The following is a 24,508-nucleotide window of genomic DNA, read 5'->3' as shown; positions in this document are numbered from 1 at the left end:
GCCGCGAACCCCGCCTCGGCCGATCCGTCATCCACTCTGCACCCCGCCACTGACAATCGCGCTGACCTGCGGCGATGCCAGGCCGGGAGGGATTGTCAGTGGTGCCGCCTACCGTTTTCTGCATGGGTGGACAGGCAGTCCGCTGGACGGCGGAGCAGGTATGGGCGCTGGCGCCTGATGAGGCGTCACGTCGAGCGGGAAGCAAGCTGTCGGCGCCCGGCCCGTGGACGCAAGCGGGTTCGGGCAGCGGGGCGGTCTGGGGGCTGTGCAAGGGCAGCGGCAGCAGGCCGTATCAGACCGTGGTCGACCTGGACGGGGGTAACGGGCCGGGATACAGGTGCAGTTGTCCGAGCAGGAAGTTCCCCTGCAAACACGCGATGGGCCTGCTGCTCCTGTGGGCGGGCGACGAGGTGGCGGTCGCGGAGGCTTCGGAGCCTCCGGAGTGGGCCGGCGAGTGGATCAGCGGAAGGCGGCAGCGCGCCGAGCGCAAGGTCAACGGGCAGGGCGTGACTGCCGGTCGGGCGACAGGATCGGGGGCGGGGTCGGGATCAGGTACGCGAGCGGAAGCGGGGTCGGACACACGTACGGGCACGGGATCACGCGCGGGCCGGGACGAGGACGAGCAACCGGGAGCGGACGCGGAGGAGGGAGCGACGAGGACTCCCGACACGCGAGCTGAGGCAGCGAGAAGGCGTGCCGAGCAGCGCGCGGCACGTATGGCAGGCGGGGCCGAGGAGTTGGAACAGCGGCTTGAGGACCTGCTGCGCGGCGGCCTCGCCGGCACCGACCAGGCGGGATACGCGCCGTGGGAGGAAATGGCGGCCCGCATGGTCGACGCACAGGTGCCAGGGCTGGCAGCGCGCATACGGGAGTTGGGGACGGTCCCCGGCTCGGGCGAGGGCTGGCCCGAGCGACTGCTGGCGGAGTGCGCGCTGCTGCACATGCTGGCGCGCGGCTATCAGCGGCTCGACGAACTGCCGGGTCCGCTGGCCGAAACCGTCAGGGCCCGGGTGGGCCTGACGGTGGAGGCGGCCGAACTGCTGGCCGACGACGAGGCGCGGATGCGGGACGAGTGGCTGGTCCTCGCACAGCGGGACACGGACGAGGGGCGCCTGACGGCACGCCGCATATGGCTGTACGGCAGGGCGACGGACAGGATCGCGCTCCTCCTCTCCTACGGCGCCGGGGGGCGCCCGCCCGAGCTGGCACTGCCCGTGGGGACGACGCTGGAAGCGGATCTGGCGTACTACCCGGGCGTACGCCCGCTGCGCGCCGCGCTGGGGGAACGGCATGGGGTTCCCCGCCCCGGCTTCCTGCCGCCCGGCGGCGACGTGCCGGACGCGCTCACCGCGTACGGCGAGGCACTGCGCGACGACCCGTGGCTGGACGGGTGGCCGTATGTGCTGCGAGACGTGGTGCCGGTCCCGCCGACGACGGGGCCGGAGTCCGGGCCAGGACCGGTGCCGGGGCCGGGCAGCCGACCGGCCGGAGCGAGAAAGGAGTGGCAACTGGTCTCGTCGGAGGGCGAGTTGGCGATACCCCTGGCGCCAGGGACGGCGCCGGGGACGCTGTGGAAGCTCGTGGCGATCTCGGCAGAGGGCCCCGTCACGGTGTTCGGGGAGTGCGGCCACCGGGGCTTCGCGCCGTACGCGACCTGGAGCGAGGGCGTCGCCGTCCCCCTGTGAAGGGGGACGGCGGTGAACAGGGCAGCCCTGTGCATGGGGCTCCCCCGTGAACAGGGCCGTTCCTTGAACAGGGAACTGCCGTGGGCGGAGGGCTCCATGGGCCAGGAAGCGCCATGAGCCGGGGACTGTGAGCCCCGCGCCGCAAGCCGTGTGCCCTTCGCCGGACTTCCCGGCGAAGGGCACACGGAGGCGGCGCCCAGGAACGGGCCACGGAAGCGGCCCACGGAAACACCGCACGGGATACCGCACGGAACATCGCACAGGGGCAGGGCGCACAGAACACCGCACAGGGGCGGGGCACGGAATACCGCACAGAGGCGGCGCACGAAAGCTGGGTGAGCACGAGGTGTGGAGGGGGAAGCATGGGTGAGCCGCAGTTGTCCGAGTCCGGGGCCGCACAGAAGCGGCCCGGCACCGCTGAGACCGCTCCCTGGGGGGAGCTGGTCGCTGCGGCACTGCTGGGAGTGGAGCGCAGAACGCCCCCGGGCGGCAGCGTGGGCGCGCTCCTGGACGCCGCCGCCGTGGAGACCGTACGGCGCCGCGCCGGAGCCAGACCCGCCGCGCCGCACCGGAGAACGGAGCCGGCGCCTGACGATCCGCGCCCCACACCGCCGAAGGCCGCCGGCCGGCGTCTGTCCCTGCTGCTGGCGAACCGCGCGGGCGGCGGTACGGCCACCACGGGTGGCGGCCGGCGCGGGCCGGCACCCGATCTCGGCGAGTTGCTGCCCCAGTGGCTCGCGGCGGCGAACGCGCGGGGGTACCGGGCACCGGTCGCGCAGCTGCCCGCGCTGCTGGACGCGGCGCGGGCGCGCACCGATCTGCGCGCCGAAACGCTGGCGTTCGCGGGCCCGCGCGCGCTGTGGCTCGCGCGGCAGAACGAGGACTGGAAATTCGCACTCCGCGACGGCGTGCAGCGCCGGATACCGGAGGGAGAGGAACACGAAGGCGAGATCCAGCGCACCTGGGAGGAGGGCCTGTTCGCCGAGCGGGTGGCTCTGCTCGGCGCGCTGCGCAGGCGCGACCCCGGCGCGGGGCTCGCGCTGCTCGCCTCGTCATGGCAGTCCGAACGGGCCGAGGACAGGCTGATGTTCCTCGACTCGCTGCGGCAGGGCCTGTGTCCCGACGACGAACCGTTCCTGGAGCGTGCCCTGACCGACCGCAGCCGTACGGTACGCGCGACAGCGGCCGAGCTGCTCGCCGCGCTGCCCGGCTCCGCGCTGGCGGCCCGCATGGCGGCCCGGGCCCGCACCTGTGTCGCACAGAACCATGTGACCGGGGCAGGACCCGCCGGCATCGTGGTGGAGGCGCCGCACGAGTGCGACGCGGACATGCAGCGCGACGGCGTCATACCCAAACCACCGACGGGCCGCGGCGAACGGGCCTGGTGGCTGTGCCAGTTGGTCGAGGCGGCGCCTCTGCGCGTATGGGGTGAGCGGCTGGGCGGCAGAACACCCGGGCAGATCGTGGCGCTCCCCGTGGCGGACGGTTGGCGCGACGACCTGCACGCCGCCTGGTGCGGCGCTGCCGTACGACAGCGGAACGCCGACTGGGCACGCGCACTGATCGGCCCGCCGACGGCCCCGTTCACCGAGGGCCCCGGAGACCCGGCGAAGCTGCTGTCCGTACTGCCGGAGGAGGAACGCGGCGCGTGGGCGGCCGGCTTCATAGCGGTGCACGGTCTCTCCGAGGCGTTCCGCATCCTGGGAGTCTGCGGCGTGCCCTGGCCGTTGCCGCTCGGCAGGGCGGTGGTCGACGCACTGGAGATCGCCCGGGACGCGGGCAGCTACCCCTGGAGCTTCAGCGGAGTGATGGGCCTGGCCGAACGCTGCCTCGACCCGTCGGACGCCGAGCGCCTGGAACCGCTCGCGGCCGTCCCCGACGCCTCAGAGACCGAGTCCCCCGGAGCCGGCGCCTACTGGGCCGAGTCCTTCCAACGCATGGTGGCCACGCTCCGTCTCCGCGCCACCATGCTCGCCGAACTGACGCCCGAACCCTAAGGAGTTCACCTCTTCGGCGCCCCGACGGCAATCAGTGCCCCGACCACGGAGGGCCAATCAGTGCCCCGACCACGGGGACGGTGGAGGGAGTGCGGAGGTGCCAGGCGGTTGAAGGGGTGGCTCAGGCGGCAACTGGCCCGACGTGCTCGCGAATCCAGCTCACTACCTCGTTCGTGGTGGCGCCGGGCGTGAAGATCTCGGCGACACCCTGTTCCTTCAACGGCGCGATGTCGCCCTCGGGGATGATCCCGCCGCCGAACACCTTGATGTCGGCGGCGTCCCGCTCGCGCAACAGCTCCAGCACCCGTGCGAACAGGGTGTTGTGGGCGCCGGACAGGATGGACAGGCCCACCGCGTCCGCGTCCTCCTGGATCGCGGTGTCGACGATCTGCTCCGGCGTCTGGTGCAGGCCGGTGTAGATGACCTCCATGCCCGCATCGCGCAGCGCGCGTGCGATGACCTTGGCGCCGCGATCGTGCCCGTCGAGCCCAGGCTTGGCGACCACCACGCGGATCGGACCCGACACACCCATCACTGCCTCCATTACGAGATCTACCTCTACGAGGGCCTACGAGACGCCCCAGCTACGGGGAGTGAACGCACGTTATCCCCAGCATCCCGCACCCGGCCGTTCCACGCTCGGAAGGGAGGGCGAAATCACACGTGGGACAACGCGCATGACTCATGTCGTACCCCCACGTATCCACCGGAACAGGAGCGACCGGGGAGAGCCGCACGGCCGGACCCACTCCCCGCACCACATCGGCACCGCGCCCACACCGCGTCCGCATCCCCCGCGTTCACCCCTGTACCGCGCACGGACCGCCCCACGCGCCGATCCGGCAGGGCATCCACGCGAGCCGATCTGTGACTGCCCGTACCCAGCACTCCCGGGAGGCGGCGTCCTCGCGACCGCACGCGGCGACCGCGGGCCGATCGCCCGCTATTAGGTTCAACGCCTCGGGGGCGACGCGCGCGTCCGTGCGGCGATCTCCCCGGGACCGCCGCGCTCCGGCACACACGTGGTCCCCGCGCTCCCGCCGCACTCGATCGCGCGCAGGTGCGCCCCGGTTCGCCCGTGCTCAGGGAGTTGACCGTTGAGACACCGGAGGCGTGCGCGACGCGTTCCTTCTGTTTCCCGAGTTCACTCGGGACTTTGCTGATTCCCCCCGGAAACCGCCCGACTCGACCATTCCGACCTGCGGGTATCCAATGTCCCGTGGCAGCGAGTAGGACATTTGGCACTGCCGGTGGACTACGGTGTTTCGGCCCGTATTCGGGCGGAGTTGGGCGCTGGAATCGCTGTTCAGACCGTGCGGCCCCGGGCGGCGGGCGGCCTGGCCTGACGATCATTTCCCATCGAACGTATTTCGAACTCGGCCCCGGCTACCAGTCCGTAGTCCGCCGAAAGACGGCCGATTGCCCTTTTCCTCAGCGGCTAAAACCCCCCGAAGATTGTCGCCGTCGCATACCGCCGGGTACAGTCACCGCACTGCTCCGCCCCTGTCGCCGAGGCGAAAGAGAAGTTGGTGGTGAACGACCGTCATCCGTCGGGAGTCCCGAGTCCCGACGACCCCGGCTCCGGCTTCTCGTACGGCGCGTATGACGCGAACTACGGACAGTCGGCGTACGGCACCTACGGCACGGGACCCCACCCGGCCGACTCGTACGACGGGTACGCCACCGGCTCCTACGGCGACGAAGATCCCCTTTTCGGCAACCTCCCCGGCAGCGACGGCGGTACGGGAACGTACGCCCCCACCTCCTGGGGCACCGGCACCTACGCGACCGGTGCCTACGACACCGGCGCCTACCCCACGGGTACGTACGACACGGGTACGTACGACACCGGCGCGTACGGCACCGGCGCGTACGGCACCGGCGCCCAGAACACCGCGAGTTACGACCAGTCCACCGGCTACGGCTACCCCGCTCCGGCCGACGGGACCGGCCAGTGGAACTTCGGTGTCCAGGACACGGGTGGCTGGGGCACGGGCGCCTGGGACCTGAGCGCCCAGAACGCGGCCTACGGGTACGACGAGTACGGCACGCAAGGCGACTACGCCGCGCACCAGTCCCCCGAGGCGTACGCGCCCCAGGGCGGCGGGTACGAGGCGCAGGCCGGCGCCGGTTACGCGCCCCATGACACCTATGGCGAACAGCAGCCCGGTCACACGGGCCAGTTCGAGCAGTTCGGCCAGGACAGCGCGTACGCCTGCGACCAGGACGCGACCGGCCAGTGGAGTTTCGCGCAGCAGCACGAGTACGACACGGCCGACACCTGGGGCTTTCCTGATCCGGCGTCCCGCGAGACGGAAGCCCCTGGCGCTGCCCACGACTTCGACGGCGGCCTTCCCTACGACGAGGGCCAGGGCCACGACGACGGCCACGCGTACGACTCGCACGGATACGGCGAGGACCGCGTTCCCGACCACGAGCACGACCGCGACCACGGCCCCGGTTACAAGCCCGACGCCGGGTACGAGCCCGATGCCGCGCCGCCGGCCGCCGTGGCCCCGCACTCGCGCGGACGCCGCCGTTCCCCCAAGCCCCGCCGCCGCGCGCTGATGACCGTGGCCGTACCGTCCGTCGCCGTCATGGGTGTGGCAGGTGCGGCAGCCGCCACCGTGATGGGCGGCGGTGACGGCGAGGGCGACAAGCCCGGCTCACCCGCGCCGGTCGCCGCACCCGACACCGGGCCCGTCAAACCCTCCGCCGCGAACAACAAGCTCGACAGCCAGCTCGCCGGACTCTCGGCCGACGCCGACGACTTCGCCGACCGCGCCAGCCGTACCCAGGAGCGCATCGACCTCAAGCAGCGCCAGGAGGCCGAGCGCGAACGCAAGGCCAAGGAGGCCGCGCGCAAGGAGGCGATGCGGCCCAAGTACGTGATCCCGGTGAAGGACCACACCCTCAGCGCGCACTACGGGCAGGCAGGCGTCAACTGGATGTCCGTACACACCGGCATCGACTTCCCCGTCAGCTACGGCACGTCCGTCATGGCGGCCACGGACGGCACGGTGACCACGAAGTACGACATGTCCTACGGCAACATGGCGATCGTGACCGCCAAGGACGGCACCGAGACGTGGTACTGCCATCTGAGCAGTTCCAAGATCCGTTCCGGCGAGGTCAAGGCGGGCGACACCATCGCCTACTCCGGCAGCTCGGGCAACTCCACAGGCCCCCACCTCCACTTCGAGGTACGCCCCGGCGGCGGCTCGGCCGTCGACCCCATCCCCTGGCTCCAGGACAAGGGCCTCAACATCAGCTGACCCCCGCGCCCCGTCAGACCGCGCCCCGTCAGGACCGCGGGCAACTGCGCCCCGTCAGGGGCGCGGGGAACTGCGCGCCCAGCCACAAACGCCCCGCACCCGTCAACGCACCCACAGGGGCACCCTCGTGGCACTCACGAGAGCACCGCGCAACGCACCCACGGCGGGGGACACTCACGAGCCCCGCAACACACTCACGGCAACCCACACACGGGCACCAGCCAGCGCAGCGCTAAAGCTTCTCGACCGGCGCGTACCGCAACAGCAACCGCTTCGGCTTCTCGCCGCCGAAGTCGATCGTGGCCTCGGCGTTGTCGCCGCTGCCCGTGACGGACTCCACGGTGCCCAGCCCGAAGCTGTCGTGCGTGACACGGTCGCCCACCTGAAGGGACACCACGGGGCGCTCGTTCGCGCGCCGTGTGGCGAACCCGGAGGGGCCGCCGCGCCGTGCGGAGGCGCCGACGGAGGACGAGAGGGAGGCGGAGACGCCCGCTCCGGAACCTGCGGGCGGCCCGGCGGAGCCGGTGCGCTTCCAGTCGAGGAAGTCCGCGGGGATCTCCTCCAGGAAGCGTGAAGGCGGGTTGTAGGACGGCTGGCCCCAGGCGCTGCGCATGACGGCGCGGGTGAGATACAGCCGCTCCTGGGCGCGGGTGATGCCCACGTAGGCGAGCCTGCGTTCCTCCTCCAGCTCCTTGACCTGGCCGAGGGCGCGCATGTGCGGGAAGACGCCGTCCTCCATGCCGGTCAGGAAGACCACGGGGAATTCGAGGCCCTTCGCCGTGTGCAGCGTCATGAGGGTGACGACGCCGTCGTCCTGGCCCTCCTCGGGGATCTGGTCGGAGTCGGCGACGAGCGCGACCTGCTCCAGGAAGTCGGAGAGCGTGCCCGGCGTCTCCTCATCGCTCCGGTCCTGCTCGAACTCCAGCGCCACGGCGGCGAGTTCCTGGAGGTTCTCGACGCGGGTCTCGTCCTGCGGGTCCGTGGACGCCTGGAGTTCGGCGAGGTAGCCGGTGCGCTCCAGTACCGCTTCCAGCACGGTGGCGGGTCCCGCTCCGGACTCGACGATGGTCCGCAGGTCCTCCATCAGCGCGTTGAAGCGCCGGACGGCGTTCGCGGAGCGCGCGGCCATGCCGTACGCCTCGTCGACGCGGACGAGCGCCTGCGGGAACGTGATCTTCTCGCGGAGCGCGAGCGCCTCGATCATCGCCTCGGCGCGGTCGCCGATGCCGCGCTTGGGGACGTTGAGGATACGGCGCAGCGGCACCGCGTCCTCCGGGTTCGCCAGCACCCGCAGGTACGCGAGGATGTCGCGGACCTCCCTGCGCTCGTAGAAGCGCACGCCGCCGACGACCTTGTAGGGCAGGCCGACGCGGATGAAGATCTCTTCGAAGACGCGGGACTGCGCGTTGGTGCGGTAGAAGACCGCGATGTCGCCGGGCTTGGCCTGACCCTCGTCGGTGAGCCTGTCGATCTCCTCGGAGACGAACTGCGCCTCGTCGTGCTCGGTGTCGGCGACGTAACCGGTGATGCGCGGGCCCGAACCGGCCTGCGTCCACAGGTTCTTGGGGCGCCGGTCCTCGTTCCGTTCGATGACGGCGTTCGCGGCGCTGAGGATCGTCTGCGTGGAGCGGTAGTTCTGCTCCAGGAGGATCGTCGTCGCTTCGGGGTAGTCCTCCTCGAACTGGAGGATGTTGCGGATCGTGGCACCGCGGAACGCGTAGATCGACTGGTCGGCGTCGCCCACCACGCACAGCTCGGTCTGCTCCTCGGGAGGGCCGACCAGTTCGCGTACGAGCTGGTACTGCGCGTGGTTGGTGTCCTGGTACTCGTCGACGAGTACGTGCCGGAAGCGGCGGCGGTAGTGCTCGGCGACGTCGGGGAACGCCTGGAGCAGATGGACCGTCGTCATGATCAGGTCGTCGAAGTCCAGCGCGTTGGCCTCGCGCAGCCGCGCCTGGTACATCGTGTACACCTCGGCGAGCTGCTTCTCGAATTGGTCGCCGGCCTGGCCGGCGAAGTCCTCCTCGTCGATCAGTTCGTTCTTCAGGTTCGAGACCTTCGAGCTGAACGCCTTGGGCGGGAAGCGCTTGGGGTCGAGATCGAGATCGCGGCAGACCAGGGCCATCAGGCGCTTGGAGTCGGCCGCGTCGTAGATCGAGAACGATGAGGTGAAGCCCAGCTTCTTGCTCTCCCGGCGCAGAATGCGTACGCACGCGCTGTGGAACGTGGAGACCCACATCGACTGGGCGCGGGGCCCGACCAGCTCGGCGACCCGCTCCTTCATCTCACCGGCGGCCTTGTTGGTGAAGGTGATGGCGAGGACCTGACCGGGGTGGACGCTGCGCGCGCCGAGCAGATACGCGATGCGGTGGGTCAGCACACGGGTCTTGCCCGAGCCGGCGCCCGCGACGATGAGCAGGGGGGAGCCGGTGTGCACGACGGCCTCGCGCTGCTGCTCGTTCATGCCGTCCAGCAGCGCAGCGGGGTCGACGACGGAGCGCGGGGCACCGTCTCTGTGGTAAGCGTCACGTCCCGGCCCTGCGGCGCCCGCGCCCGCGAAGGTGCCCTGGAAGAGATCGTCGGGGATCTCCTCGTCCGGTCCATGGCGCTCGGCGCCCTCCGGTGGCGGAGGGGGCGCGTCCGCCTCGGGGGCTGTGCCGTCGAGGTCCGCGAGGAAGCTGTCGTCGAAAAGGCTGCTCATCGTCGCCCGAGTCTAGGCGGCCCCACCGACAACGGCCGGATCACGGCGAAGATAACGGAAAGATAGCGGCGAATCGAACATCCGCCTTCACAGGCGCACCACACCTTGGCTACGGTGCCCTCTCAGGCAGCCTGGCCCCCCAGTCGGCGAAAGCGCCGGCGCGGGCAGCCTCCGCTGAGTCCGGCCTTGCCGGAACCGGGGACCCACACGTACCACCAGGGGTGAATCAGAGCGGTCCCTCACCTCCCCCACGGGAGGGTCGCGCTCTGTAGGGCAACCTTCCGAAGCCCGAACCCGGCAGCTAACCCGGTAAGCGGTTCACGGAAGGAGTCGCCGGCCTTGGCGTCGCATCGCAAGCCGCGCACCCGAGTTCTCCAGTCCGCCACGTCCCCCGCCTGGTCGCGGGGCGCCATAGGCGTCACGACGGCCGCGCTCGCCTCCGTCACGCTGCTCTCCCAGGGCGCGAACGCGGCACCCGCCGACCCCGACGACGGCGGCGGCAAGCAGTCGCTGTCGGACGTGAAGGACAAGGTCGACACCCTCTACAGGCAGGCGGGGTCGGCAACCCAGAGGTACAACGCGGCCAAGGAGAAGACCGACAAGCAGCGCGAGGCGGTCGACGGCATGCTCGACCAGGTCGCGAAGCGCACGGACAAGCTCAACGACGAGCGCCGCGTCCTGGGCACCTACGCCGCGGCGCAGTACCGCACCGGCGGCGTCTCACAGACCGCGACGCTGCTGCTGACCAAGGACCCGCAGGGTTTCTTCAAGCAGTCGCACCTGATGGACCGGATGACCGGGCGCCAGAAGGAGGCCGTCGCCAGCTTCCAGAAGTCGCAGAAGGCGGCGAACGAGAAGCGTGCCGAGGCGACGGAGCAGCTCAGTTCGCTCGCGGCCTCACAGAAGAAGCTCAAGTCGAGCAAGCGCGAGATCCAGTCCAAGCTCACCGAGGCACGCCAGCTGCTGTCCGAGCTCACGGCGCAGGAGAAGGCCCGCCTCGCCGAGATCGAGCGCCAAAAGCGCGCTGAGGCCCGCGAGAAGGCCAAGGAGCGCGCCGAGGCCGCACAGCGCGAGGCCGCGCGCAAGGAGCGCGAGCGGCAGCGTGAGGGCGGCGACGGAGGCTCGCAGCAGCCCGGCGGTGGCGGCTCCCAGCCCGGCGACGGCTCAGGCACGCCGGACAGCTCGTACGGCGCGAAGGCACAGAAGGTGCTCGCCTTCGCCAAGAAGCAGCTCGGCAAGCCGTATGTGTGGGGCGCCACGGGGCCCAACTCCTACGACTGCTCGGGCTTCACCCAGGACGCGTGGAAGGCGGGCGGCGTCTCGCTCCCCCGTACGACCTTCGACCAGGTCAAGGTCGGCACCAAGGTCGCCAAGTCGGCGATGAAGCCCGGGGACTTGATCTTCTTCTACGACGATGTCAGTCACGTCGGCATCTACGTGGGCGACGGTCAGATGATCCACGCGCCCAAGCCGGGCGCGAACATACGCTACGAATCCATCGACTACATGCCGTTCCATTCGGCGGTGCGCCCCGCGTAGCCCCGCCGGGCCTGACAGGGACAGTCACAGAGCGCCGGACGGGCCGAACTCGGCCTGTCCGGCGCCTTTTCGCGTCCATGAGGCCGCGATTCAGGGGCCGGCCGGTCCATGGGTCCGCGGTCCAGGGGGCCGCGCCTACAGGGGCTCGTCCCCAAGCGCGCAGCTACAGGCGCGCACGCCGGGAAGGCCGCACCTGTAGGACCGCGGTTCCGCGCCCGCCGAGTCCGGTGTCGCCCTCATGCGTCCGGTGTCATACCCAGAGGACCGCGATGAAGATGTTCGCGAGCGTCAGGAGGCCGACGGCGCCGAAGACGGGCGGTGCCACCTTCTCGTCGTCGCGCTTGACGTACGTGATGCCGAGGATCGCGATGAGCAGGACAAGCTTGATCCCGATCTTCACGTTGTTCACCGACTGGTCGTCGGCCTGGTTGAGGCCCACCAGCGCGACGCCGGTCACGAGCATCGTCAGCGCCCCGTGCAGCATGCCGGGTGCGATCCGGGCCTCGCCTCGACCCATCGCCTTCATCTGCGTGAAGAAGCCGCCGAGCAGCGCGGCGATACCGACGATGTGCAGGCCGACGAAGACATTGATGAGTACGTCCATGCCCGGAGCGTATCCGGGGCATCTCGGGCCCACTAGCACACCCCCCGCCGGACCGTCGAGGCCGGAACGCTCCTCGGTCATGGCGTGACGCATATGCGTCGGGCATCAGGCGCCCGCACGGACGGGACCGTACCGAGGCGGACGAATGCGGACAGTAACGGTCATTGTCTCGCCGGATCACGGGGTGCCCGCTTAGCGTCCTCGTCCAGGTGGCCGCGCCTTCGCCGGTCGGCGCGGCCACTCCGGCTGCCGGGCCCCATACGACCGTTCGACGTGATGACGTAAGGAAGTGACGGCCTCACCATGGCCTCGCACCGAAAGCCCCCCACACCCTCCCTCTCCCTCCCGGCAGTCCGGCTGTCCCTTCCGGCAGCACGGCTCGCCCTCCCGGCAGCCCGGGTATCCGGTACCCGGCTCTCCGCCGTCCGCGCGGCGTTCACGCTGGCGCTCGCGGGTGCGGTCGGCGGGACCTCCTTCGCCGGCTCGGGGCACGCGCAGCCGCAGCCACAGCCCCGGCAGAGCGCCGCTCAGGTCAGAAGCGAGGTGGACAGGCTGCACCGCGAGGCGGAGCGGGCGACCGAGAAGTACAACGGCGCGCGGGATAGGGCGGACAAGGCGCAGGACAAGCTGGAGTCCCTGGGCGACGAGGCGGCGCGCGGAAGGGCGCGGCTGAACGCGTCGCGGGACGCGGCGGGTTCGTACGCGACGGCGCAGTACCGCGAGGGCAGCGGCGCCGACCCGACGCTGCGGCTGGCGCTCTCCTCGTCACCCGAGGACTACCTGGAGCGTGCTGCCGTCACCGAGCGCGCCGGCGACCAGCAGGCGCGGGCGGTGAACCGTATCTCCCGGCAGGCGCGTGACCTGGCCCAGTTGCGGGGGGAGGCGAAGCGGACGGCTTCCTCACTGGAGACCTCGTCCGACAAGGCGCGCGACCACAAGCGCACCGTGCGGGACAAGCTCAAGAAGGCGAACGCACTACTGGACCGCCTCTCGGCCCGCGAGCGCGCGAAGGCGCTCCGTGAGAAAGCCGTCCCGAAGTCCGCCCGTGCGGGCGCCGCCCGGGACGCGGCTCCGGCCGGACGGAACGCCTCCTCCGGGCAGGGAGCGGGTACGGCGGAGGGTGCGGCCGGCGGCGCGGCGCAGGCGGTGCCCGGTGCGGCGCAGGCGCCGTCGGGGAGGTCGGCGCGTGCCGTGGCGTTCGCGCGGCAGGCGATCGGCAAGCCCTATGTGTGGGGCGGTACGGGACCTTCCGGGTACGACTGCTCCGGTCTGACTCAGGCCGCGTGGAAGGCGGCAGGCGTCTCGCTGCCCCGGACGACGTATGGCCAGATCGAGTCGGGCAGGCGTGTGTCCCGTTCCCAACTGGCGCCGGGCGACCTGGTGTTCTTCTACGACAGCGTGAGCCATGTGGGCATCTACGCAGGCGGGGGACGCATGATCCACGCCCCGCGCCCCGGTACGGCGGTACGGGTGGCGCCGATCAGCGAGATGCCGTTCTCCGGCGCCGTCCGCCCGGGATGACCGAACGCTCCGAACGCCGGGGGCGGCACTGGTGATCGCGCACCCCTGTTCACTTGCGGTACCCAGAGGTAGCTTCCGTTCCCGTACGTACGCGCCCGCGGATGTGCGGAACGGAGGAGCCGTCCATGACCCAGCCGGCACAGCCCCCAGGCCAGGAGCCAGCGCCGATACCCCCCGACCGGCTCCATCTGGCGATGCCGCCCGAACACACCTCGCTACGGGAGGCACGCGCACACCGCAAGCAGCGGCTGGCCGCCGCGCTGCGGCTGTTCGCACGCCTGGGGTACGACGAGGGAGTAGCGGGCCATATCACCGCCAGGGACCCGGAGTTCACGGACTGCTGCTGGGTGAATCCCTTCGGCATCCCGTTCCGCCATGTCACGGTCGGCGATCTGATCCTCGTCAACCAGGAGGGTCAGGTCCTGGAGGGCCGCCACCATGTCAATCAGGCGGCGTTCGTCGTTCACTCACGCGTGCACAGCGCGCGGCCGGATGTCGTCGCGGTCGCCCACAGCCATACGACGTACGGAAGGGCGCTCTCGGCGCTCGGTGAGCCCCTGGAACCGATCACCCAGGACGCGTGTGCCTTCTACGAGGACCACGCGCTGCTGGACCGCTACACGGGCGTGACGGTGGACGAGGAGGAGGGCGGGCGCATCGCGGCGGCCCTCGGGTCCCACAAGGGCGTCATCCTGCGCAATCACGGCCTGCTGACGGTCGGGGACTCGGTCGACGCGGCTGCGTGGTGGTTTCTCCAGATGGAGCGGGCCTGCGAGATCCAGCTGTCGGCCAAGGCGGCGGGCAAGCCGGTACCCATCGACCACAGGAGCGCCGTCGCGACCCGCGAACAGCTCGGCAGCGACCTCGTCGCGTGGATCAACTATCAACCTCTTTACACGAGTATCACCCGCGACGAGCCTGACCTGCTGAGCTGACCCCGCCCATATAAGGCACAATCCCCTTCCATTGCTTGCAAGTTGAGAGGCGGGGTTGCGCAGTGGCCGTGGACACGGCTCGGGACGGCTCGAAGGGTTCGGGCGGCGCCAGTGAGGCGCGCGGCACAGGCGGAACGAGCGGCGTGGGAGGAACGGACAGCGCGGGTGCGGCACGCGTACCCGGCGCGCGTACGAGCACCCACGCCGGTACAGGCGCGTGCAACAGCTCCTACGAGGAACCCCCGGGCACCCGCTCCCGCTCTCCGCTCCCCTCGCACCTGTCCCGGCAGCACGCGCACAGCCACTCGCGCTGCGCCTGCGACGACTGTCCGAACAGCGCCAGGGAGGGCTATCGCCGCGCCCTGGACGCCTTTCTGCGGCGCCGTGACGAACTCGCTGACGGCCAGGGTGTCCCCGCGGGTCTGGCGCACTCACAGAGCGCCTCACGCCAGTGGGTGTCCGACGAGCTGACCGAGTCGGCACGCACCGTCGCCGACCGGGGGCGCGACGAGGGGCAGGTGTGGGTGGCACGCCTGTGGAAGCGCACCGTGATCGCCGTATGGTCCGCCGTCGGCGCGCTGCTGCTCGGCCAGTTGGTGACCGCCCTCGCCTCCGGGTCCGGATGGTCGCTGGCGCGCACGGCCGCGCTCGTGGCCGCCGTGGTCGCCGCCGGAGCCCTGTCCGTCGCCGCCTGGCTGCACCGGGCACGCGGCGGTGCCCTGGCTCCCGTCATCGGTGAGGACAACAGGCTGTCGACCTCACGCGTCGTGGCGGCCTCATGGGTGCTGCTCGCGGTCTTCGCCGTGCTGCTCCTGGCCGCCGAACTGGCCGGGACCTCCGGAGCCGGGGACCGCCGCGTCCTCCTGGAGGGCCTCGACCTGTCGCGCGCCGCCGGCGTCCTCACCGTGCTGGCGCTCACCTGCGGCGTGGCCGTCGTGGCCCGCCGCGTCGTGGCCGTACGGGTGCAGGGCAGGCGGCTGCAGAAGGTGCGGGCCGACCGTCCGCGCGCCTCCGACGTGCTGACCGACGACGGCGGCAAGGGCTCGTTCTCCGATGTGCAGTACGCGCTGGTGAACGCGGTGGCCGTCACCTTCGCCGCCGTACGCCTCACCCGCCGCCCGGACGAACTCCCCGACCTTCCATGGGGCTTGGCACTCCTTGTGGTCGTCTCGGCGGCCACGTACCTGGCCGGGAAGTACGCCGAGGGCGGGCGGCCCGTCGTCCTGTCGGTCGTACGCGCCCGCGAGATCGGTGACCTGCACGCGCCGATCCGCACGGGCGACGACATCGAGATCCGGGGCGCCGGTTTCATTCCGCCGGGTGCGGGAGCTCCCGACCGGCTCGCGCGGATGGTGGTCCGTATCGGCACGGTGCACGTCCATGTGCCGCTGATCCCCGTCGCCGGTGGCTTCACCAGCCCGGAGGACGCCACCGTCACGGTGCCCGTTCCTGTGGAGGTCGAGCCCGGCAGGGTCGAGGTACAGGTCGTCACGGCTGCGGGTGTGGAGACCAACAGGTACCCGATCGACGTCGTCGACTGACCCCGCGGGGACGTCGGCCGACTCGGAGGGACGCGGTCGCGGACCGGCCCCCGTAGGAACGCGGTCGCGGACCGACCCCGTGGGGACGCGGTCGCCGACTGCCCCGTAGGGACCCGCTCACGCCCCGCGGGGACCCGTATGCGTGCACGGAACCTCCCGACTCCGAGGTCCGTACTTGCCTTCAGGGGAGGCGGTACGGGAAGAATCGCCCCGTACACCGAACACGCTTGCGGAAGGCGGGACGCGCATGCCTCTGACAGGACGGCCGGGCGGAGACAGCGGCGCCTCGAAGGCGGTCAGCAGCTTTCAGGGCCCCGTCGCCGGGGCGCCCGTGGGACTGCGCGCCACGGCGTCGCGGTACGCGCTGCTGCCGCTGCGCCTCTTCCTCGGAATCACCTTCGTCTACGCGGGAATCGACAAGCTGACCGACTCCGCGTTCCTCACCGGTTCGGGCCCCGGCTCACTCTCCGGGACGCTGGACTCCGTGCACGACACGGCCGCTGCGACATGGATGGTCGACCTCGCACAGCACAGTCCCGAAGGGTTCGGCCTGGCCATCGCCTGCGGTGAACTCGCCGTCGGGCTGGCCACGTTGCTCGGCCTATGGTCCCGGCTGGCCGCAGCGGGAGGCGCCCTGATCTCCTTCTGCCTGTGGATGACGGTGAGCTGGGCGAGCGACCCGTACTACTACGGCAACGATCTCCCCTACCTGATGGCCTGGCTCCCTCTGGTCATGGCCGGCTCGCCCATGCTCTCCGTCGACGCGCTGCTCGCCGTCCGCAGAAGGCGCAGGGGCCAGCAGATCTTCGGCTGATGGCGGGGCGGAGCGAGTGCCCGGTGGAAGGTGCGCACCCAGTAGGAGCGAATAGTGGCAACCAGGAGGAAGTGAGCAACCAGTAGTGCTCTTGGTGCTCACGAACCAGTAGTGCTCCCGGTGCTCACGAAAAGGCCCCGCCGTGCGTACGGAGGCGCAGGGCCGTTCCTCACTCGCTCCCGCGCCTGCGTGCCAGGGTGCGGCGGGTGACGAGGGTCATCAGGGCGGTGAGGCCCGCCAGTACGAGGGCGGCGGGGACGATGACGAGGAGGGCCCAGAAGGGGACCTCCCACGTGCCCGAGGCGTCCATCAAGTAGGCGACGGCCGCGCCCAGCATGATGAGTCCCAGTAGCAGCCGCGAGGGCTCGAACGAGTGCCTGATCACGGGTTCATTCCCTCCTGGCTGTCTTCCGCCGGCCGGCTGTCTCCTGCGGGCCCGGTGGCGTCAGGTCCCACCTGTCTGTCGGACCGCTCACCCGACGGCAGCTCCCTGACGATCTCCGCGCGCCCGAGGCCGATGCTCAGCTTCAGCTCGATGGTGCCCCGTGAGACGGCACCGTCCAAGGGACGCAGGGTCATGGAGCGGCTCTGCCCGAACCCGCCCGCCGTGTCGTAGACGACATCGCCGTCCGCGTCCAGGCTCTTGGGGAACCGTGTGTCGCCCGCACCCACCTCGGCCTCGACCTCCACGGTCGCGTCGGAGGGCACGACGATCTTCATCTGTCCCGCGCCGACCCGTGTCTCGCTCTGTACGGACTGGCCCTTCTTGAGGCCGATTTCGCGCAGATCGAGTTCGCCGGAGCCTGACCCGAGGTCGTAGTGCGGCTCGACCTCCTTGGTCGCGGTGGGGACCCAGCGCACATCGCGGAACTGTGCCGAGATGTCCTTGGGCAGCGCCGCAGCGCCCGCCAGCAGTCCCGAGGTCAGCACGAGCGCGACGATCGTGCCCGCTCCGACGCGGCCCACGAACGCGCTCACGGCCAGACCGATGCCGAACACCGCGAGCGCGCAGCTCAGTCCGACGGTGAGGCTGGTGCCGAGCGGGTTGGTGTTCCAGGTCGCCGCTGTGGCGATCCCTCCGGCGAGTACGGCGAGCAGGAGGATCAGCCCGCCGAGCGAGCCGCTGGTCTGCCGCGCCGGCGGGCCGCCCTTGGGAGGTACGGCGGGCGCCCCCGGGGGCCCTGCGGTGCCCTCGGGCACGAACCCGCGCGGGTCCGTCCTGGGCGGCCCCACGTGCTCCATGGCGTCCTCAGGGCCCCACAGGTAGCCGAGGGGAATACCCTCCGCGCCCCCGGCCCCGGCTTCCTTGGTGGCGCCCGCCTCCTTGGTGAGGGGCTCACGCCACCACGAGGGCGCGAAGGGCGCCGGGGGCGCCTGCGTCTCGGGAGGCGCGTCGGCGACGGCGTGTGCGGTCGTCGGATCGACCTGCGCGCCCTCGGCACCCGCCGCCTCGGCCTGCCGCCTGTGCTGCGACCAGAAGGCCGCACCGGCGACGGCGCCGATCAGCAGCACCGAGAAGGGCACGCTGCGGCTGCCGATGGAGGCCAGGAACAGGCCGCAGCCGACGAGCGCCGCGAGGATCGCTGAGAGCGAGGCGCCCTCGACGCGCCCCGACAGCAGCCGCCGCGCCTCGTTCTCCCGCGCGCCGTCGGCGGGGATGAGCAGCCACGCGAAGCCGTAGAAGACGAGCCCCAGACCGCCGACGACGGAGAGCACGACCAGCGGCACCCGGAAGATCACCGGGTCGAGGTCGAAGTAGCGCCCCAGCCCCCCGCACACACCGCCGGCGACCTTGTGCTTACCGCTGCGCCTGAGCTTCGGCTTCTCCGCACCCCGCGCCCCCTCGGCGACACCCGCGCGCCCGCCGCGCCGGGCCCCGGCGGGCGCACCACCACCGGACACACCTCCATTGGGCACACCGCCACCGGACGCACCTCCATTGGGCGCACCGCCGAGCGCACCGCCGATCGCACCGTCGCCCGGCGAGGCATCGCCCGGCGAGGCATCGTCCGGCGAGGCGTCCTCTGGCGGGCCACCGGCGGGTACGCCGCCCGCTGTCCCGGCGGATGTGACGCCGCGCCCCGGGGGTCCCTGCTCCTCCTCGGTCATACGCCCTATGGTCGCCGCCCGGGCACGCCGGGGCATCGGGGCCCTACCCGGACGGTTCCCTGAGATCGTCCGGGGGGACGGCCGAGCGCATCGGGGGCGCTTCAGGGCTCAACCCTGATGTCCCGCACCACAGGGCATGTGACGATCGGTGCATGACAGCGCCAGCCCCTCCGACCGCGCACGCGTCCACGGAGCCGCCCCCCGAAGAGCAGTCCCTGCGCAAGCTGTACCGCAGCGCGGACGGGCGCATGCTCGGCGGTGTCGCACGCGGCCTGGCTGGACACCTGGGGCTGCCGGTCTCGTGGGTCCGTATCGTCTTCATCGCGCTGAGCGTCGCCAACGGGCTCGGGGTGCTGTTGTACGCGGCGTTCTGGTTCGTCGTGCCACTGGGCACAGGCGGAGTACGGGGCGGCGGCTTCGCCGAGGCCGTGACGGGGCCCGACGGCAGGCGGCGCCGCTTCGTACGCAAGCCCGACAAGGGCCAGATCCTCGCCATGATCGCGCTGATCGCCGCCGTGGTGATCATCGTCGACAACCTCCAGTTCGGCGCGGCGAACACCTACTTGTGGCCGGTTGTCCTGATCGGGCTGGGCGTCGCGCTGGTGTGGCGCCAGGCCGACAACTCCCGCCGCGCCCACTGGGCCGAGGTCAGCCGCCGCAAGCGGCTGCTGCCCATCGCGCGCAGCGCGGCCGGCGTCGCGCTGGTCGCCGTGGGCGTCACGGGCATCGTCGTCGTCCAGGGCTCGGTCAGCCATCTCGGCTCCGTACTCCAGGCAGCACTCGCCGTACTGGTCGGCATCGCGCTGATGGCTGGCCCGTATCTCGTACGGATGATGCAGGACCTGTCCGAGGAACGGCTGATGCGCATTCGCGCACAGGAGCGCGCCGAAGTCGCCGCACACGTCCATGACTCGGTGCTGCACACCCTCACGCTGATCCAGCGCAACGCCGAGCAGCCGCGCGAAGTCGCCCGCCTCGCGCGTGCCCAGGAACGCGAGCTGCGCGCGTGGCTCTACAAGCCGGACGGTACGGGCAAGACGGCCGGCGAGTCCGGCGAGGAGACAGAGGGCCCCGCGACGCTGGCCGAGGGCGTACGCGCCACAGCGGCGGAGGTCGAGGACTACCACGGCGTTCCCGTGGAGGTGGTCTGCGTGGGCGACTGCCCCCTGGACGAGGGCCTCACGGCGCAGCTCCAGTCCGCGCGCGAGGCGATGGTCAACGCCGCCAAGTACGGTGGTGAGGGCGGCGCCGTGCAGGTGTTCGCTGAGGTCGAGGGGCGTACGGTCTTCATCTCTGTACGCGACAGGGGGCCGGGCTTCGACCTGGACTCGGTGCCGGACGACAGGATGGGCGTACGCGAGTCCATCATCGGCCGGATGCAGCGCAACGGCGGCACCGCGCGGCTGCGCACGGCACCGGGCGAGGGTACAGAGGTGGAGCTGGAGATGGAGAGGGCGGCGGAGTCGTGACCGAGGCAACGAACGAGCAGCACAGCGACGCCGGGAACGGCGGCGGCGACGGAGCCGGCGGAGAACGCCGCGTCCGTGTCGTCCTGGTCGACGACCACCGCATGTTCCGCGCGGGCGTGCAGGCGGAGATCGGCCGCACCGACGAGACCGGCGTCGAGGTCGTGGGCGAGGCAGGGGACGTCGACCAGGCGATGACCGTCATCCAGGCCACCCGCCCCGAGGTCGTACTCCTGGACGTCCACCTTCCGGGCGGCGGCGGCGTCGAGGTGCTGCGCCGCAGCGCCCCCATGATGGGCGACGCCGACCAGCCCGTACGCTTCCTCGCGCTGTCGGTGTCCGATGCCGCCGAGGACGTCATCGGCGTCATCAGGGGCGGCGCGCGCGGCTACGTCACCAAGACCATCACCGGCGGCGACCTCGTCAACGCCATCTTCCGCGTGTCCGACGGCGACGCCGTCTTCTCGCCCCGCCTCGCGGGCTTCGTCCTGGACGCCTTCGCCTCCACGGACGCGCCCCCCGTCGACGAGGACCTCGACCGCCTCACCCAGCGCGAACGCGAGGTCCTGCGTCTGATCGCGCGCGGCTACGCGTACAAGGAAGTCGCCAAGCAGCTCTTCATCTCCGTCAAGACGGTCGAGTCCCACGTCTCCGCCGTACTGCGCAAGCTCCAGCTCTCCAACCGCCACGAACTCACCCGCTGGGCCACGGCACGACGACTGGTGTGACCCCAACTCCCCGCCGTTCCCTCGTTCGTGGCACGGCTGCGCGAGCGGGTATGTGCGGGGTACCGTAGAACACACAAGAAAACCCCCCGCCGGCTGCTTGGCAGGAGCAGCCGACGAGGGTCCTTGGAGTTATGACTCCCTATCCCCAGCTTATGTGGGGGTAGTGGGTCACTCCGAACGCACAACAGAAGAAACCCCCGCCGGCTGCTAGGCAACAGCGGCCGACGAGGGTCCTTGGAGTTATGACTCCCTATCCCCAGGTTTTCGGGGGGTAGTGGGTCACTCCGAGCGGTTCAGCAGGCGGCTTGCCGCCCACTTTCCGAGTGCCGCGCCGGTGCCGATCAGTAGCCCGAGGGCTACCAGAACGGTGGCGGCGCGGGCCTCGGCCCGCAGGGAACACTCCTTCTTTCGATGACGCCCCACTGGCGCCTCCTCCCAACAGCGCGGCCTAGCCGGGACCGCTCCGGAGGAGGCCCGTTCGGGCCCCCTGGGCAGGGGTCCGACACGCAAAAGCCATCTCGGGGAGGAGGCGCACTCGGTGCGCCATCAAGTACGCATCCTACGCTACGAGTTGGGGCGACTACGCCACGTGAGGAGCGGTGACCAGGGCACCCTCCCGCACGGTGAGCCCGGGCAGCCCGGACAGGCCCTCAGGACGAACTGAGCCTGGCAGGACCTGAAGGCAATCGCCTCAGCCCCCGACCGCCGACGCGCGACAGCCCGCAGCTTCCGCGGCACCACGCACAGCCCGCGGCAGCGCGGCCGAACAGGCACTGGCGCTCAGGAACGGGTACGCAGGGTCGGCTGCGAAAGAACGGTGCGCGGGAACGGGCGCACAGGCGGGAGCGCCGCTGCCCTCCCGGCGTCTCAGCGCCAGGACCCGGTGTCGTCAGTGCCGGGAACTAGTGTCGCGCGCATGGTCGAACACGATGCCCTCAGCGCCACCCGCGAGTCCTACGACGCCGCCGCCTCCACCTATGCGCAGCTCTTCCGCGACTCGCTGCGCGACAGCCCTCTGGACCGCGCGTTCCTGGGTGCCTTCGCGGAGGCGGTACGTGCGGAGGGGGACGGTCAGGTGGCGGACCTGGGGTGCGGGCCCGGCCATGTCACCGCTCATCTGGACGGGCTGGGGCTGAAGGCGTTCGGTGTCGATGCCTCTCCCGCGATGATCGAGCTGGCTCGGCAGGCATATACGGGCCTGCGGTTCGAGGTGGGCTCAATGGCGGGGCTGGACCTCGCTGACGGCACGCTGGGCGGCGTGCTCTCCCGGTGGTCCGTCATTCACACTCCCCCACGGGAACTCCCCGCCGTTCTGGCGGAGTTCGCCCGCGTGCTGGCACCTGGCGGCCACCTCCTGATCGGCTTTTCGGCAAGCGAGGGTCCGTCCCGGCCGACGCAGGTCTTCGATCACGCGGTCGCTCCGGCCTACCGGTGGTGGCCCGACCACCTGGCCGCGTTGCTGCGCGAGGCCGGGCTGGCCGAGGTGGCCCGGATGGTTCGCGAGCCCCAGCCCACCGACCGGCGGCAGTTCCAGGGGGTGCACCTGCTCACCCGTAGAGCCTAGGCAGCGGCTGCCCGGCCCCCCGCGTTCGGGAAGCACGGGCATGCGGCCCAACTCCCGTACAGCGGACGAGATTTCGGCCATTGTCGCGCATGCGGTGCGCGTGCCTTCCGGGGTGCGTGTGGCCGCTCTATGCTCCTGCGACCGCATGGCTTACCACCGGTAAGCCGGAGGGCTTGCCGTGGGCGGGCCGGGGAGCGGGAGTCGGAGGGGGACGGGCACGATGCGTAAGGAATCCACCAGACGTACGTTCGTGGCGGGTGCGGGGGCGACGGCCGCACTCGCCGCGACGGCGGGCACGGTCGCCACGGCAGCCGAGCGGGACGGCGGCCGGGGGCGCGGGGCGCGGGAGCGGCCGACCGTCGCGGTGCTGGGCGGCGGTGTCGCCGGGCTCACAGCAGCGCACGAACTGGCCGAACGCGGGTTCGCCGTCACCGTGCATGAGCGCCGCGCGCTCGGCGGCAAGGCCCGCAGCATGGACGTGCCGGACAGCGCGAAGGGAGGCCGTAAGCCGCTGCCGGGCGAGCACGGCTTCCGCTTCATCCCGGGGATCTATCACAACCTGCCGGACACGATGCGGCGCATACCGTTCCCGGGGAACGCACGGGGAGTGTTCGACAACCTCGTCTTCCCGCGCGAGATGATGTTCGCGCGCACCGGCCGCGAGGACCTGCGCTTTCCGATCCCGTGGGAGGGCAACCAGCCGCCCGAGCTGTCCCTGGACGACATCGCCCGGATGCTGCGGGCCCTCCTCGACACCGCGCTGCGGCTCCCCGCGCGCGAGGCGGCGTACTTCGTCAACCGGGCGCTGGTCTTCCTCACGAGCTGCGACGAGCGGCGCGACAAGCAGTGGGAGGCCACTCCCTGGTGGGAGTTCGTGCGCGCGGAGAAGATGTCCGAGGACTATCAGCGCATCCTCGCCATCGGCATCACCCGCAACATCGTCGCCACCAAGGCCGAGGAAGCCAGCACGCGCACCGTGGGCACCCTGGGAGAGGCGTTCGTCTTCAACGCGCTGGGCCTGGGCGCCGACGGGCCACCCGACCGGATACTGAACGCGCCCACCAACGAGGCGTGGATCGACCCCTGGGTGGAACATCTGCGCACCCTGGGCGTCGAGTTCCGCGTCGGCTCGACCGTACGCGCCATCCCGTACGCCGACGGGAAGGTCCCCTACGTCACCGTGGAGGACGCGGACGGCAAGCGGGAGAACATCACGGCCGACCACTACGTCTGCGCTCTCCCCGTCGAGCACGCGCGGCTGCTGTGGAGCCGCGAACTACGGGCGGCCGACCCCCAGTTGGCGCGCTGCGACAAGCTGCGCACCGACTGGATGACGGGCATCCAGTTCTATCTGACCGAGCGCACCCCCATCCTGAACGGTCATTTGAACTGCATCGACTCCCCCTGGTCGCTCACCGCCATCAGCCAGGCGACGCACTGGCCCGACCGCGACTTCCCCGCCGACTACGGGGACGGCGTCGCGGCCGACTGCCTGTCCGTCGACATCTCCGAGTGGGACAAGAGGGGCATCCTCTACGGGAAGACGGCGAAGGAGTGCACCCGGGACGAGGTCGCCAAGGAGGTGTGGGCGCAGCTGAAGGCCGCGCTGAACGACACGGGCAAGACGGTGCTCAAGGACAGCGCCCTGCACTCCTGGTTCCTGGACCCGGGCGTCGACGGCATCGGCACACCGCACCCCATCAACGAGGACGAGCTGCTCATCCACCCGGTCGGCACCCTCCACAACCGCCCGGACGCTGCCACCCGTATCCCCAACTTCTACCTGGCCGGCGACTACGTGACCGTCGACATCGACCTCGCCACCATGGAAGGCGCCAACGCGTCGGCCCGCCAGGCCGTCAACGCCCTCCTGGACCGCGAGGGCTCCGACGCCGAACGCTGCACCCTCACCCCGCTCTTCCGCGCCCCCGCGATCGAGGCGCTGAAGCGGCACGACCGCGTGCGGTACCGCCTGGGGTTGCGCAACGCGCTGGACCTGGGGTAGCCGGGCCACCGACAGCCCCCGTCC

At 71.1% G+C, this 24,508-nt stretch carries 18 protein-coding genes and 1 riboswitch; of the genes, 12 read left to right on the top strand and 6 right to left on the bottom strand.

The features are described from left to right. The first annotated feature begins 122 nt into the window (after positions 1-122). Together NMN56_RS29305 and NMN56_RS29300 are read left to right on the top strand one after the other, a co-directional pair. Positions 123-1,685: an SWIM zinc finger family protein gene (locus tag NMN56_RS29305; protein ID WP_274040242.1), complete on the top strand. Its 1,563-nt coding sequence runs from the start codon at positions 123-125 to the stop codon at positions 1,683-1,685. 362 nt (positions 1,686-2,047) lie between these two features. Beyond that, entirely contained in the window at positions 2,048-3,682 is a 1,635-nt protein-coding gene (locus NMN56_RS29300) for a DUF5691 domain-containing protein (RefSeq protein WP_274040243.1), read from the top strand. A 121-nt stretch (positions 3,683-3,803) separates the two neighbouring features. On the opposite strand, the gene icmB is transcribed toward NMN56_RS29300, so the two are convergent. Beyond that, positions 3,804-4,214: a coenzyme B12-dependent isobutyryl CoA mutase small subunit gene (gene icmB / locus NMN56_RS29295; RefSeq protein ID WP_274040542.1), complete on the bottom strand. Its 411-nt coding sequence runs from the start codon at positions 4,212-4,214 to the stop codon at positions 3,804-3,806. A 1,000-nt stretch (positions 4,215-5,214) separates the two neighbouring features. On the opposite strand from icmB, the gene NMN56_RS29290 reads away from it, so the two are divergent. Further along, the gene (locus NMN56_RS29290) at positions 5,215-6,957 is read left to right on the top strand and encodes a M23 family metallopeptidase (RefSeq protein ID WP_274040244.1); all 1,743 of its coding nucleotides are present in this window, start codon (positions 5,215-5,217) and stop codon (positions 6,955-6,957) included. 232 nt (positions 6,958-7,189) lie between these two features. Here NMN56_RS29290 and pcrA read toward each other — a convergent pair whose 3' ends face one another. Next, positions 7,190-9,658 carry a DNA helicase PcrA gene (gene pcrA / locus NMN56_RS29285; protein WP_274040245.1) on the bottom strand — a complete coding sequence of 823 codons (2,469 nt, stop codon included), beginning with the start codon at positions 9,656-9,658 and terminating at the stop codon, positions 7,190-7,192. 162 nt (positions 9,659-9,820) lie between these two features. Continuing rightward, a riboswitch (cyclic di-AMP (ydaO/yuaA leader) is annotated at positions 9,821-9,989 on the top strand. 8 nt (positions 9,990-9,997) lie between these two features. Between pcrA and NMN56_RS29280 the strand changes: the two genes are divergently transcribed. Next, positions 9,998-11,197, top strand: coding sequence for a C40 family peptidase (locus NMN56_RS29280; protein ID WP_274040246.1), 1,200 nt, complete (start codon positions 9,998-10,000; stop codon positions 11,195-11,197). Between the two features lie 250 nt (positions 11,198-11,447). Here the strand turns inward: NMN56_RS29280 and NMN56_RS29275 are convergent, their stop codons facing one another. After that, entirely contained in the window at positions 11,448-11,801 is a 354-nt protein-coding gene (locus NMN56_RS29275) for a hypothetical protein (protein ID WP_274040247.1), read from the bottom strand. A 303-nt stretch (positions 11,802-12,104) separates the two neighbouring features. Here NMN56_RS29275 and NMN56_RS29270 point away from each other — a divergent pair, with 303 nt between their 5' ends. The 4 genes from NMN56_RS29270 (at position 12,105) to NMN56_RS29255 (ending at position 16,612) form a co-directional block, all read left to right on the top strand. Then, a complete protein-coding gene (locus tag NMN56_RS29270; RefSeq protein ID WP_274040248.1) occupies positions 12,105-13,322 on the top strand; it encodes a C40 family peptidase in 1,218 nt (405 codons plus the stop codon). Positions 13,323-13,447: 125 nt separating this feature from the next. Beyond that, positions 13,448-14,257, top strand: coding sequence for a class II aldolase/adducin family protein (locus NMN56_RS29265; RefSeq protein ID WP_274040249.1), 810 nt, complete (start codon positions 13,448-13,450; stop codon positions 14,255-14,257). A gap of 278 nt (positions 14,258-14,535) precedes the next feature. Continuing rightward, positions 14,536-15,798 carry a hypothetical protein gene (locus NMN56_RS29260; protein WP_274040543.1) on the top strand — a complete coding sequence of 421 codons (1,263 nt, stop codon included), beginning with the start codon at positions 14,536-14,538 and terminating at the stop codon, positions 15,796-15,798. 247 nt (positions 15,799-16,045) lie between these two features. Continuing rightward, positions 16,046-16,612 (top strand): DoxX family protein, encoded by a 567-nt coding sequence (locus NMN56_RS29255; RefSeq protein WP_274040250.1) that lies wholly within the window; start codon positions 16,046-16,048, stop codon positions 16,610-16,612. A 169-nt stretch (positions 16,613-16,781) separates the two neighbouring features. On the opposite strand, the gene NMN56_RS29250 is transcribed toward NMN56_RS29255, so the two are convergent. Both NMN56_RS29250 and NMN56_RS29245 read right to left on the bottom strand, forming a co-directional pair. Next, a complete protein-coding gene (locus tag NMN56_RS29250; protein ID WP_274040251.1) occupies positions 16,782-16,997 on the bottom strand; it encodes a hypothetical protein in 216 nt (71 codons plus the stop codon). Then, positions 16,994-18,721 (bottom strand): PspC domain-containing protein, encoded by a 1,728-nt coding sequence (locus NMN56_RS29245; RefSeq protein WP_274040252.1) that lies wholly within the window; start codon positions 18,719-18,721, stop codon positions 16,994-16,996. Before NMN56_RS29245 ends, NMN56_RS29250 begins: the two co-directional genes overlap by 4 nt. 152 nt (positions 18,722-18,873) lie before the next feature. Between NMN56_RS29245 and NMN56_RS29240 the strand changes: the two genes are divergently transcribed. Then, a complete protein-coding gene (locus NMN56_RS29240; RefSeq protein WP_274040253.1) occupies positions 18,874-20,190 on the top strand; it encodes a PspC domain-containing protein in 1,317 nt (438 codons plus the stop codon). Further along, positions 20,187-20,915, top strand: a complete 729-nt coding sequence (locus NMN56_RS29235) for a LuxR C-terminal-related transcriptional regulator (protein ID WP_274040254.1) — start codon at positions 20,187-20,189, stop codon at positions 20,913-20,915. Before NMN56_RS29240 ends, NMN56_RS29235 begins: the two co-directional genes overlap by 4 nt. A gap of 279 nt (positions 20,916-21,194) precedes the next feature. Here NMN56_RS29235 and NMN56_RS29230 read toward each other — a convergent pair whose 3' ends face one another. Next, a complete protein-coding gene (locus NMN56_RS29230; RefSeq protein ID WP_274040255.1) occupies positions 21,195-21,338 on the bottom strand; it encodes a hypothetical protein in 144 nt (47 codons plus the stop codon). 493 nt (positions 21,339-21,831) lie between these two features. Here NMN56_RS29230 and NMN56_RS29225 point away from each other — a divergent pair, with 493 nt between their 5' ends. Then, on the top strand, positions 21,832-22,479 hold the full coding sequence (locus NMN56_RS29225) for a class I SAM-dependent methyltransferase (protein WP_274040256.1): 648 nt from the start codon (positions 21,832-21,834) through the stop codon (positions 22,477-22,479). A gap of 220 nt (positions 22,480-22,699) precedes the next feature. Then, positions 22,700-24,484: a hydroxysqualene dehydroxylase gene (locus tag NMN56_RS29220; RefSeq protein WP_274040257.1), complete on the top strand. Its 1,785-nt coding sequence runs from the start codon at positions 22,700-22,702 to the stop codon at positions 24,482-24,484. Positions 24,485-24,508: the final 24 nt, after the last annotated feature.

Source organism: Streptomyces iconiensis (genome assembly GCF_028657195.3).
Classification (GTDB): domain Bacteria; phylum Actinomycetota; class Actinomycetes; order Streptomycetales; family Streptomycetaceae; genus Streptomyces; species Streptomyces iconiensis.
Note: the sequence above shows the minus strand (reverse complement) of the source record. Positions and strands in the feature narration are given on the sequence as shown.

What these genes read in the sequence shown, in the direction of transcription:
- NMN56_RS29305 (WP_274040242.1), top strand. Translation starts at nt 123, where the DNA reads ATGGGTGGACAGGCAGTCCGCTGGACGGCGGAGCAGGTATGGGCGCTG.
- NMN56_RS29300 (WP_274040243.1), top strand. Translation starts at nt 2,048, where the DNA reads ATGGGTGAGCCGCAGTTGTCCGAGTCCGGGGCCGCACAGAAGCGGCCC.
- icmB (WP_274040542.1), bottom strand. Translation starts at nt 4,214, where the DNA reads ATGGGTGTGTCGGGTCCGATCCGCGTGGTGGTCGCCAAGCCTGGGCTC.
- pcrA (WP_274040245.1), bottom strand. Translation starts at nt 9,658, where the DNA reads ATGAGCAGCCTTTTCGACGACAGCTTCCTCGCGGACCTCGACGGCACA.
- NMN56_RS29275 (WP_274040247.1), bottom strand. Translation starts at nt 11,801, where the DNA reads ATGGACGTACTCATCAATGTCTTCGTCGGCCTGCACATCGTCGGTATC.
- NMN56_RS29270 (WP_274040248.1), top strand. Translation starts at nt 12,105, where the DNA reads ATGGCCTCGCACCGAAAGCCCCCCACACCCTCCCTCTCCCTCCCGGCA.
- NMN56_RS29265 (WP_274040249.1), top strand. Translation starts at nt 13,448, where the DNA reads ATGACCCAGCCGGCACAGCCCCCAGGCCAGGAGCCAGCGCCGATACCC.
- NMN56_RS29255 (WP_274040250.1), top strand. Translation starts at nt 16,046, where the DNA reads ATGCCTCTGACAGGACGGCCGGGCGGAGACAGCGGCGCCTCGAAGGCG.
- NMN56_RS29245 (WP_274040252.1), bottom strand. Translation starts at nt 18,721, where the DNA reads ATGACCGAGGAGGAGCAGGGACCCCCGGGGCGCGGCGTCACATCCGCC.
- NMN56_RS29240 (WP_274040253.1), top strand. Translation starts at nt 18,874, where the DNA reads ATGACAGCGCCAGCCCCTCCGACCGCGCACGCGTCCACGGAGCCGCCC.
- NMN56_RS29225 (WP_274040256.1), top strand. Translation starts at nt 21,832, where the DNA reads ATGGTCGAACACGATGCCCTCAGCGCCACCCGCGAGTCCTACGACGCC.
- NMN56_RS29220 (WP_274040257.1), top strand. Translation starts at nt 22,700, where the DNA reads ATGCGTAAGGAATCCACCAGACGTACGTTCGTGGCGGGTGCGGGGGCG.